Here is an 11,269-nt window from a genome sequence, read left to right on the forward strand (position 1 = left end):
AAAAGGAGAATGAAAAATGGATATTCTTCAAACCCCGTTAAACTGGTTCTCGCAAAACATTTTGCAGAATCCAGCCTTCTTCGTAGGTCTTTTGGTTTTGGTGGGTTATGCCCTCTTAAAGAAAAAGCCTCATGATGTCTTTGCAGGGTTTATCAAAGCGACAGTCGGCTATATGATTTTGAACGTAGCTGCTGGTGGCTTGGTAACAACCTTCCGTCCGATTTTGGCGGCTTTGAACTATAAGTTCCAAATTGATGCAGCAGTTATTGACCCTTACTTCGGTCTTGCAGCAGCAAATGGGAAAATTGCTGAGGAGTTCCCTGATTTCGTATCAGCAGCAACGACAGCCCTCTTGATTGGTTTTGGTGTCAATATCCTCTTGGTTGCACTTCGTAAGGTTACAAAAGTACGTACTCTGTTCATCACTGGACACATCATGGTTCAACAGGCTGCAACTATTTCCTTGATGGTGCTTTTCTTGATTCCAGGACTTCGTAACCAATTCGGTACAGCAGCGATTGGTATCATCTGTGGTATTTACTGGGCAGTCAGCTCAAATATGACAGTTGAACCAACCCAACGATTAACAGGCGGCGGTGGATTTGCCATCGGTCACCAACAACAATTCGCTATCTGGTTTGTCGATAAGATTGCACCAAAACTTGGTAAAAAAGAAGAAAACCTAGATAACTTGAAGTTGCCTAGCTTCCTCAACATCTTCCACGATACAGTTGTTGCTTCAGCAACATTGATGCTTGTGTTCTTCGGTGTGATTTTGTTCATCTTGGGTCCAGAAATCATGGCAAATCCAGAAGTTATCACTTCAGGTGCGCCATACAACCCAGCTAAACAAGATTTCTTCATGTATGTTTTACAAACAGCCTTCACCTTCTCAGTATATCTTTTCATTTTGATGCAAGGTGTACGTATGTTCGTAGCAGAATTGACCAATGCCTTCCAAGGTATCTCAAGCAAGTTGCTTCCTGGTTCATTCCCAGCGGTGGACGTTGCAGCTTCTTACGGCTTCGGCTCATCTAACGCAGTTCTTTCAGGCTTTGCCTTCGGTTTGATCGGTCAATTGATTACCATCGTTCTCTTGATTGTCTTCAAGAGTCCAATCCTCATCATCACTGGTTTCGTACCTGTATTCTTCGATAACGCAGCGATCGCAGTGTACGCTGACAAACGTGGTGGTTGGAAAGCCGCAGCAATTCTTTCCTTCCTGTCAGGTGTCCTTCAAGTTGCTCTTGGTGCAGTCTGCGTTGGCTTGCTTGAATTGAGCGGTGGTTACCACGGAAACATCGACTTCGAAATCCCATGGTTGCCATTTGGATATGCCTTCAAATACCTTGGTGTTGCTGGTTATGTTCTTGTCTGCCTCTTCTTATTGGCTATTCCGCAACTTCAATTTGCGAAAGCAAAAGATAAGGAAGCTTATTATCGCGGTGAGGCGAAAGCTGACTAACATCGTCATCCAGTTTATCTTTTATTACTTCGTTAACTCGCTTTGCCGTACTCTAGTACAGCCTGCATCTCGTTGCCTCGTACTAAAAGCAAACTGAAAGACGAGAGTTCTTCATAAATCAACAGAACAAAACTTTATTTATTACTTGGTTCATTAACAAAACAACAAAATATATTTTATAAAAAACAAGGAGAAAACAATATGGTTAAGGTATTAACAGCTTGTGGTAATGGCATGGGTTCATCCATGGTTATCAAGATGAAGGTTGAAAATGCTCTTCGTCAACTTGGTGTAACAGATTTCCAATCTGCTTCTTGCTCAGTAGGTGAGGCAAAAGGCTTGGCAGCGGGGTATGACATTGTGGTTGCTTCTAATCACCTAATTGCTGAATTGGAAGGTCGTACGAAAGGTCATTTGGTTGGTCTTGACAATCTCATGGACGACAACGAAATCAAGACAAAACTAAGTCAAGTATTGTAATGAATAGGGGACGGGATTTCTTCCCATCCCCTTTCACATAGAGAGGAAGACAATATGAATTTACAAAAATCATTTACGGAAAATAATTCCATTCGCTTGGGATTGACGGCGGAAACCTGGCAGGAGGCTGTTCACTTGGCAGTTGAGCCTTTGATTGAAAGCGGTGCTGCAACAGAAGAATACTACGATGCCATCATCGCTTCGACGGAAGAATATGGTCCCTACTATGTGCTCATGCCAGGCATGGCTATGCCTCATGCTCAAGCTGGTGTCGGTGTCTTGAAGGACTCCTTTGCCTTGATTACCTTGACAAAACCAGTAGCCTTCTCAGATGGTAAGGAAGTTTCTGTCCTCTTGACACTTGCAGCGACAGATCCAAAAATCCATACTTCAGTAGCTATCCCTCAAATCATTGCTCTCTTCGAATTGGAAAATTCCATTGAGCGTCTGGTAGCTTGTCAGACAGCAGAAGAGGTTTTGGCAATGGTTGAAGAATCTAAAAATAGCCCATACTTAGAAGGTTTAGACTTGGATAGCTAGGAGGAAGAAAAGATGACAAAACATATCCCAAATCTACAGGTTGCATTGGATCATTCAGACTTGCAAGGTGCGATTAAAGCGGCTGTCTCCGTTGGTCATGAAGTGGATGTTATCGAAGCAGGTACAGTTTGCTTGCTCCAAGTTGGTAGCGAGTTGGTAGAAGTGCTTCGTAGCCTTTTCCCAGACAAAATCATCGTTGCGGATACCAAGTGTGCGGATGCTGGTGGTACGGTTGCTAAAAACAATGCCGTTCGTGGTGCAGACTGGATGACTTGTATCTGTTCTGCAACTATTCCAACTATGGAAGCGGCTTTGAAGGCTATCAAGGAAGTGCGTGGTGACAAGGGTGAAATCCAAATCGAACTTTACGGTGATTGGACTTATGAACAAGCTCAACTCTGGTTGGATGCGGGCATTTCCCAAGCAATCTACCACCAATCACGCGATGCACTCCTTGCTGGCGAAACTTGGGGCGAAAAAGACCTCAACAAAGTGAAAAAATTGGTTGAAATGGGCTTCCGTGTTTCTGTAACAGGTGGTTTGGATGTTGACACGCTTAAATTGTTCGAGGGTGTAGATGTTTTCACCTTTATCGCAGGTCGCGGTATCACAGAAGCAGCAGACCCAGCAGCTGCAGCACGTGAATTTAAAGACGAAATCCGTCGTATTTGGGGGTAAGGCCCATGGCACGACCAATCGGAATATATGAAAAGGCAACACCCAAGCACTTCACATGGAAGGAGCGTTTGGAGTTTGCCAAAGAATTAGGCTTCGACTTTGTGGAAATGTCGGTGGATGAGAGTGATGCACGTTTGGCTCGTTTGGAGTGGACCAAGGAAGAGCGTTTGGAGCTGGTCAAGGCTATCTATGAAACAGGTGTCCGTATTCCGACCATTTGCTTCTCTGGTCACCGTCGCTACCCGCTAGGTTCCAATGATCCTGTTCTTGAAGCTAAGTCCTTGGAAACCATGAAACAGTGTATCGAACTGGCTCAGGACCTTGGTGTTCGTGTCATCCAGTTGGCTGGCTATGACGTCTACTATGAGGAAAAATCGCCTGAAACTAGAGAGCGTTTCATAAAGAATCTCCGTAAGGCTTGCGACTGGGCTGAGCAGGCTCAGGTCATGTTGGCTATTGAGATCATGGATGATCCATTTATCAACTCCATTGAAAAATACCTAGCCGTTGAAAAAGAAATCGATTCGCCATATCTCTTTGTTTATCCAGATACTGGAAACGTGTCTGCTTGGCACAATGACATTTACAGCGAATTTTACCTAGGACACCGTTCTATTGCAGCCCTTCACTTGAAAGATACCTATGCGGTAACGGAAACTTCTAAAGGTCAATTCCGTGATGTCCCATTCGGTCAGGGCTGTGTGGATTGGGACAATATGTTTGCAGTCTTGAAAAAGACCAACTACCAAGGTCCATTCTTGATTGAGATGTGGTCTGAAAACTGCGAAACGGTTGAGGAAACACGAGCTGCTATCAAGGAAGCGCAAGATTTCCTCTATCCATTGATTGAGAAAGCGGGGTTGAACTAATGCCAAAAGATTTACAGGAAATGCGCCAACGGGTTTATGAGGCCAACATCGCCCTACCTGCCCACGGACTTGTTAAATTCACTTGGGGCAACGTATCAGAAGTCTGCCGAGAACTTGGTCGGATTGTCATCAAGCCGTCTGGTGTGGACTATGAAAAATTGTCCCCTGAAAACATGGTCGTTACGGACTTGGATGGAAATGTGGTAGAAGGTGACCTCAATCCTTCATCTGACTTGGCAACTCACGTTGCCCTCTACAAGGCTTGGCCAAATGTCCATGCCGTTGTTCATACGCATTCGACAGAGGCAGTTGGTTGGGCTCAGGCAGGTCGGGATATTCCATTCTATGGAACCACTCATGCGGACTATTTCTACGGTCCAGTACCATGTGCCCGTTCTTTGACAGCTGAGGAAGTGAACTCGGCCTATGAAAAAGAAACAGGTGCAGTCATCATCGAGGAATTCGAGCGTCGCGGCATTGACCCAGTTGCCGTTCCAGGAATAGTTGTCCGTAACCATGGACCATTTACCTGGGGCAAGGATCCTGCTCAGGCAGTCTACCACAGTGTTGTCCTTGAGGAAGTGGCTCGGATGAACCGCTACACCGAACAAATCAATCCACGGGTGGAGCCAGCACCAAGCTATATTATGGACAAGCACTACCTCCGTAAGCATGGTCCAAATGCCTACTACGGCCAAAAGGGCGATGCTCACTAAACTTGGTTTCTAGAAAAAGGATTAGAAGAATGAGAAAAGAGCTCTCCTCATTCTTCTTTTTTTGAAAGGAGAGGACATGAGAAAGTTTTTACAAGACAGCCTGACAGAGATTGCCTACTATCTTGAGTTGATCTTGTCTGCCATTTTAGGGCTTGCCCTTCTTGCCTTGTCGGGCCTGCTACTAGCTGACCTCCTTCAGTCCCTCACAGGTGGGATACAGGCAGATGCTTTTATCCAGAGTTTTTTGAGCAAGGCCATGACCCTGGCAGTCGGGGTTGAATTTATCAAAATGCTCTGCAAACAATCCCCTAGCACGGTGATTGAGGTACTCCTGGTTGCCATTGCTCGCCAACTGATTGTGGAGCATGGTTCCAGTATGGATTACCTGATTGGCATTGTGTCGGTTGCCATCTTATTTGCGGTGCGAAAATACCTCTTTACCCAGTTTGATGATTCTAATAATATCATCATGCGGGCCAGTCAAAAGGTCAAGGTTGCCAATATCATTGCCCGTGTCAAAATTCCCAGCCAAGGTAGTGAGACTCTGCGCGAATTTGTCACTCGCAAACTGAATGAAGAGGAAAAAACGATTGCTATCGGTGCCTGTGTCTATCTGAAAAATGTGGCCTTACGAATTGACAATATGCATGGGGATTTGATTACAAGAGTGGAAATTATAAAAAGCGTCTATTGAATGCTGTAGAGAACTTCGTACGATAAGATAACTGGTAATAGGACTCAGAACATGATACAATGGAAACGGTGACATGAAAAGGAGGACCAGATGTTATTAGATAAGAGTAGCTGTGATTTGTTACACTACCTCATTCGCTTGCAGGAGCCAGCGACGGTAATGGAGATATCACGTGAATTGGGACAATCACGGCGTAAGATTTACTATCATCTCGAGAAAATCAATGCTTCCTTGCCGGCTCATCTAGATATGATTGAAAGTCAGCCTCGGATTGGTCTGCTGCTAACGCCAGAGCAGAAAGAAGCTTGTCAGGTTCTCTTGGAAGGTCTGGATTCCTATAGCTATATTCTCAATATGACTGAGCGGATGCAGTTGATGCTGATCTATATCTGTATTGCACAAGAGCGAGTGACCATTGAAAAACTAATGGAGTTGACAGAGGTTTCCCGCAATACCGTCCTGAATGACTTGAATGAAATCAGGGGCAAGCTAGCTCAGGAACAATACCAGATGACCCTGTATGTATCCAAGGTACATGGCTATGATTTGGACTGCCACCCTCTCAATAAGATTCAGTATATGCACTCCTTGCTCTATAATCTCTACGCCGAGGCCAATGAAGGTTTTATACAGGTATTAGAAGGCAAGGTCGGTGATTTTTCAGGTTGTCAGGAGTTCTTCTCGGACCAACTTTCTCAATTTTTGACCAAACAAGTATCGGTCATTGAGCGGGAACTGGGGAAAAAGATTAATCGATCTGAAATCGAGTTTATGTTGAAAATCTTGCCTTATATCTTGCTCAGCTATCGCAATATGGACTTGACGGCTGAGGATAAGGAGGCAATTGTCCGCGAATTTACCTTGGTCTATGAGCGGATTGAGTATACGGTCGCTCATCATTTTCAACAAGCCTTAGAAACTGCTTTTGATATTGAGCTAGATGATATTGAGGTTTCTTTGATAGCGGTCTTGCTCTTGTCTTATCGGAAGGACCGCGATGCCCATGTGACCAGTCAGGATTTTGTAGAACTTAAAAAAGTAGTTGATAAATTTATTCGTTATTTCGAGATTCATTCTTCCTTTGAGCTTGAGAATAAGGAGGAACTTTCTCATCATCTCTTGGCTCACTGTAAAGCTCTGCTATTTCGCAAAACCTACGGGATTTTATCGCGTAATCCCTTGGCAGAACAGATTCGCTACAAGTACGATACGCTGTTTCGGGTGACGAAAACGGCGGGACATATCTTGGAAGAGGCCTGGCAGATTGTGCTGACCGATGAAGATGTGGCCTACCTGACCATTCATTTGGGAGGTGCCCTCCGTCGAAGTGGTAGTCGGAAGGTCAGCAGTCCGACTGTTTATCTGATTTGTGATGAAGGGGTTTCGGTCCAGAGGCTCTTACTCAAGCAATGCCAGCATCATTTGCCGGATAAGACAATCTCTGCTGTCTTTACAACAGAGCAGTTTAAGAGCGTGGAAGACCTCTTGGATATTGATTTTCTGGTGTCGACCAATGAGGCTCTGGAAACAGACTTGCCCTTGATACAGGTGCATCCGATTCTAGATTTTGATGATGTTTTGAAATTGATTCATTTTGCCAAATACCGTACCTTGACGGACAGTCAGAAAGGCTTTGCAATGGAGCTAGACAAGCTTCTGGGAAATTATGTTTCCGACGAGAAACAGGCGATAGAACTAAAACAACGCTTGCAAGGCTTGATTGCCAATGAATTGCTGACCAGTCTGTCGGGGCAGGAAATCGAAACAGACTTATATTAAAGTCCAAATGTGAACACAAACCTGTGTTTTATTTGGTCTTTTTTTTGTTGCCTTTGGAGCATATACTAGAAGCATAGAAACGTACCTTACAGGAGGAATGAAAAATGGCTAAAGTTCAAGATATTACAAGAGAATCATGGATTCTTTCAACCTTCCCAGAATGGGGAACTTGGCTCAATGAAGAAATTGAAGAAGAAGTAGTGCCCGAAGGCAACTTTGCTATGTGGTGGCTAGGTAACTGTGGTGTTTGGATCAAGACACCTGGTGGTGCTAACGTGGTCATGGACCTCTGGTCATCTCGCGGTAAGTCAACTAAAAAAGTAAAAGATATGGTTTGGGGACACCAAATGGCTAATATGGCAGGTGTTCGCAAATTGCAACCAAACTTGCGTGTACAACCAATGGTTATCGATCCATTCGCTATCAATGAATTGGACTACTACCTAGTATCACACGTCCACAGTGATCACATGGACATCAGCACAGCCGCAGCCATCATCAACAATCCTAAATTGGACCATGTCAAATTTGTAGGACCAGTTGAAAGTGGCGACATCTGGGAAAAATGGGGCGTTCCAGCAGACCGCATTATCCGCATCGCACCAGGAGACAGCTTTGAATTCAAAGACATCAAGGTTCACGCTGTAGAATCCTTCGACCGCACCTGCTTGGTAACTCTTCCAATCGGAGGCTACGAAGAAAATGGCGGCAAACTAGCAGGACTTCCTGTGACAGATGAACTCATGGCTCGTAAGGCAGTCAACTATGTCTTTGAAACACCTGGCGGAACTATCTACCACGGTGCAGACTCACACTTCTCAAACTACTTTGCAAAACACGGCCGCGACTTCAACATCGACGTTGCTATCAACAACTACGGTGACAACCCAATCGGTATCCAAGACAAGATGACCTCAATCGACCTTCTCCGTATGGCAGAAAACTTGCGTGCTAAGGTAATCATCCCTGTTCACTATGACATCTGGTCTAACTTTATGGCGTCAACAGATGAAATCTTGCAGCTCTGGAAAATGCGCAAAGAACGCCTGCAATACGACTTCCATCCATTCATCTGGGAAGTTGGTGGCAAGTATACTTATCCGATGGACAAGGACCGTATTGAATATCACCACCCACGTGGCTTTGATGATTGCTTCTTAGAAGACTCAAATATTCAATTTAAGGCTTTGTTATAAGATTTAGAACTCTCTTGCTCCATAGAGACGAGGAGAGGTACTATAAACTCTGATAAAGTATGAAATGTGCGAATTACTACTGTTCACTCCAAGGGCGGGACGAAAGTCCTGCCTCTTTTCTACGGACAATTTATTTCTCGCTTCATTTCAAACAGACATAGAAAACGCTTTATGGTATAATAAATTCATGACTTTAAAAAAGGAGAAAAACATGTCAAATCTTTCAGTCAATGCGATTCGTTTCCTTGGTATTGATGCCATCGAAAAATCAAAATCAGGTCACCCAGGTGTCGTCATGGGTGCGGCTCCAATGGCCTACAGCCTTTTTACTAAAGAACTTCGTATCAACCCAGCTCAGCCAAACTGGATGAACCGCGACCGCTTTATCTTATCAGCAGGTCATGGGTCAATGCTCCTCTACGGACTTCTTCATTTGTCAGGATTTGAAGATGTCACTATGGATGAAATCAAGAACTTCCGTCAATGGGGTTCAAAAACACCAGGTCACCCAGAATTTGGTCATACAGCAGGTGTCGACGCGACAACTGGCCCTCTTGGACAAGGTATCTCAACTGCGACAGGTTTTGCACAAGCAGAGCGTTTCCTCGCAGCGAAGTACAACCGCGACGGTTTCCCAATCTTTGACCACTATACTTATGTCATCTGTGGCGATGGCGATTTGATGGAAGGTGTTTCTGCAGAAGCGGCTTCGTATGCTGGTCTTCAAAAATTAGAAAAACTGATCGTTCTTTACGATTCAAACGACATCAACTTGGACGGGGAAACAAAAGACTCCTTCACAGAAGATGTACGTGCTCGCTACAATGCTTACGGCTGGCACACGGACTTGGTAACAGACGGTACGGATGTAGATGCCATCTTCGCAGCTATTGAAAAAGCCAAGGCAGCAGGTAAACCATCTCTTATCGAGATTAAGACAGTTATCGGACATGGTTCACCAAACAAACAAGGCACAAACGCTGTTCACGGTGCGCCACTTGGTGCGGAAGAAGCAGAAGCAACTCGTAAGGCGCTTGACTGGAACTATGGTCCATTTGAAATTCCAGCAGAAGTCTATGCTGACTTCAAGGAAAATGTAGCAGACCGTGGTGCAGCAGCCTACGATGCCTGGGTGAAATTGGTAGAAGACTACAAGCAAGCTCATCCAGAATTGGCTGAAGAAGTAACAGCTATCTTGGAAGGTCGCGATGTAGTAGAAGTGAAACCAGAAGACTTCCCAGTCTATGAAAATGGCTTTTCACAAGCAACTCGTAACTCATCACAAGATGCCCTCAACGCAGCGGCTAAGGTCTTGCCAACCTTCCTCGGTGGTTCAGCAGACTTGGCTCACTCAAATATGACCTACATCAAGGAAGATGGTTTGCAAGATTCAGTAAATCCACTCAACCGCAACATCCAGTTCGGTGTGCGTGAATTTGCTATGGGTACTATCTTGAACGGTATGGCAGCCCACGGCGGACTTCGTGTCTATGGTGGTACCTTCTTCGTCTTCTCAGACTATGTGAAGGCAGCGGTTCGTTTGTCAGCCCTTCAAGGTCTTCCTGTGACTTACGTCTTCACACACGACTCTATCGCAGTTGGTGAAGATGGCCCAACTCACGAGCCAATCGAACACTTGGCAGGACTTCGTGCTATGCCAAACCTCAATGTCTTCCGTCCAGCAGATGCGCGTGAAACACAGGCGGCTTGGTACTTGTCATTGACTAGCAAGTCAACTCCATCAGCACTTGTCCTCACTCGTCAAAACTTGACAGTTGAAGAAGGTACTGACTTTGACAAGGTTGCCAAAGGTGCCTATGTGGTTTACGAAACAGAAGGCTTTGATACGATTCTTCTAGCATCTGGTTCAGAGGTTAACTTGGCTGTTAAAGCTGCCAAAGAACTAGAAGCTGCTGGTACAAAAGTGCGTGTGGTTTCTGTACCATCAACTGAGCTATTTGATGCCCAAGATGCAGCTTATAAGGAAGAAATCCTTCCAAATGCTATCCGTCGTCGTTTGGCAATCGAAATGGGTGCAACTCAAAGCTGGTACAAGTATGTCGGTCTTGACGGTAAAGTTCTCGGAATTGATACCTTCGGTGCATCAGCTCCAGCCCAAACCGTTATTGACAACTACGGCTTCACAGTAGAAAATGTTGTGAAATTGGTTGGTGAACTCTAAGATAACCTTTGAAACAGTCCTTCGGGACTGTTTTTGTTATAATAACACCATGGACTATACACAAGAAGAAAAAGAATATTTTATGAGCCAAGCCTTGGCAGAGGCTGAAAAATCGCTGGCAAAAGATGAAATTCCTATCGGCTGTGTCATCGTTAAGGATGGACAGATTATTGGTCGTGGGCACAATGCTCGCGAGGAACTCAATCAGGCTATCATGCATGCCGAAGTCATGGCCATTCAAGAAGCCAATCGAGTGGAAGGGAAATGGCGACTGCTGGATACGACCCTTTTTGTCACAATAGAACCCTGTGTTATGTGTAGTGGAGCTATTGGCCTTGCCCGTATTCCCCAGGTGGTCTACGGAGCTGCCAATCAGAAGTTTGGGGCTGCAGGTAGCCTCTATGACATTTTGACAGACCAGCGGCTCAATCACCGTGTGGAAGTGGAAACGGGTATCTTGGAAGAATCCTGTGCTCAGATTATGCAAGATTTTTTCAGACAGAGGCGAGAAAAGCAAAAAGCTGAGAAAGAAGCCTTGAAGGCACAAGCCGCTTCGGATAGTTAGTTTGTAGTCCAAACTTGCACTTTCATCAATTTGTGTTATAATCCCGACTTTATCACATAAAAAAATGCAAAGGATAGCTAACCCCTTGTGGGACAAGGAGTTTGG

Annotated in this window: 11 protein-coding genes; all 11 read left to right on the plus strand. The window is 44.9% G+C overall.

Annotation, left to right across the window (positions count from 1 at the left end; genetic code table 11):
- Positions 1 to 16 precede the first annotated feature (16 nt).
- Positions 17 to 1,465, plus strand: a complete 1,449-nt coding sequence (locus tag SST62_RS0109250; RefSeq protein ID WP_029187123.1) for a PTS ascorbate transporter subunit IIC — start codon at positions 17 to 19, stop codon at positions 1,463 to 1,465.
- A gap of 201 nt (positions 1,466 to 1,666) precedes the next feature.
- Positions 1,667 to 1,945 carry a PTS sugar transporter subunit IIB gene (locus tag SST62_RS0109255; RefSeq protein ID WP_002939872.1) on the plus strand — a complete coding sequence of 93 codons (279 nt, stop codon included), beginning with the start codon at positions 1,667 to 1,669 and terminating at the stop codon, positions 1,943 to 1,945.
- Between the two features lie 54 nt (positions 1,946 to 1,999).
- Positions 2,000 to 2,485 (plus strand): PTS sugar transporter subunit IIA, encoded by a 486-nt coding sequence (locus SST62_RS0109260; RefSeq protein WP_029187124.1) that lies wholly within the window; start codon positions 2,000 to 2,002, stop codon positions 2,483 to 2,485.
- Positions 2,486 to 2,497: 12 nt separating this feature from the next.
- Positions 2,498 to 3,163, plus strand: coding sequence for a 3-keto-L-gulonate-6-phosphate decarboxylase UlaD (locus SST62_RS0109265; RefSeq protein WP_029187125.1), 666 nt, complete (start codon positions 2,498 to 2,500; stop codon positions 3,161 to 3,163).
- A gap of 5 nt (positions 3,164 to 3,168) precedes the next feature.
- Positions 3,169 to 4,032 carry an L-ribulose-5-phosphate 3-epimerase gene (locus SST62_RS0109270; protein ID WP_029187126.1) on the plus strand — a complete coding sequence of 288 codons (864 nt, stop codon included), beginning with the start codon at positions 3,169 to 3,171 and terminating at the stop codon, positions 4,030 to 4,032.
- Positions 4,032 to 4,748 carry an L-ribulose-5-phosphate 4-epimerase gene (locus SST62_RS0109275; protein WP_029187127.1) on the plus strand — a complete coding sequence of 239 codons (717 nt, stop codon included), beginning with the start codon at positions 4,032 to 4,034 and terminating at the stop codon, positions 4,746 to 4,748. Before SST62_RS0109270 ends, SST62_RS0109275 begins: the two co-directional genes overlap by 1 nt.
- Before the next feature lie 76 nt (positions 4,749 to 4,824).
- Positions 4,825 to 5,442, plus strand: coding sequence for a hypothetical protein (locus SST62_RS0109280; protein WP_029187128.1), 618 nt, complete (start codon positions 4,825 to 4,827; stop codon positions 5,440 to 5,442).
- Between the two features lie 90 nt (positions 5,443 to 5,532).
- Positions 5,533 to 7,221, plus strand: a complete 1,689-nt coding sequence (locus SST62_RS0109285) for a BglG family transcription antiterminator (protein WP_029187129.1) — start codon at positions 5,533 to 5,535, stop codon at positions 7,219 to 7,221.
- A gap of 104 nt (positions 7,222 to 7,325) precedes the next feature.
- Complete coding sequence (gene ulaG / locus SST62_RS0109290) at positions 7,326 to 8,417, plus strand: L-ascorbate 6-phosphate lactonase (RefSeq protein ID WP_029187130.1); 1,092 nt, start codon at positions 7,326 to 7,328, stop codon at positions 8,415 to 8,417.
- A gap of 211 nt (positions 8,418 to 8,628) precedes the next feature.
- Positions 8,629 to 10,599, plus strand: coding sequence for a transketolase (gene tkt / locus SST62_RS0109295; protein WP_029187131.1), 1,971 nt, complete (start codon positions 8,629 to 8,631; stop codon positions 10,597 to 10,599).
- A 49-nt stretch (positions 10,600 to 10,648) separates the two neighbouring features.
- The gene (tadA, locus tag SST62_RS0109300) at positions 10,649 to 11,164 is read left to right on the plus strand and encodes a tRNA adenosine(34) deaminase TadA (protein ID WP_029187132.1); all 516 of its coding nucleotides are present in this window, start codon (positions 10,649 to 10,651) and stop codon (positions 11,162 to 11,164) included.
- Positions 11,165 to 11,269 lie beyond the last annotated feature (105 nt).

Origin of the sequence: Streptococcus suis YS56, from assembly GCF_000440115.1 — a bacterium.
In the GTDB taxonomy this organism is placed as follows: Bacteria; Bacillota; Bacilli; order Lactobacillales; family Streptococcaceae; genus Streptococcus; species Streptococcus suis_L.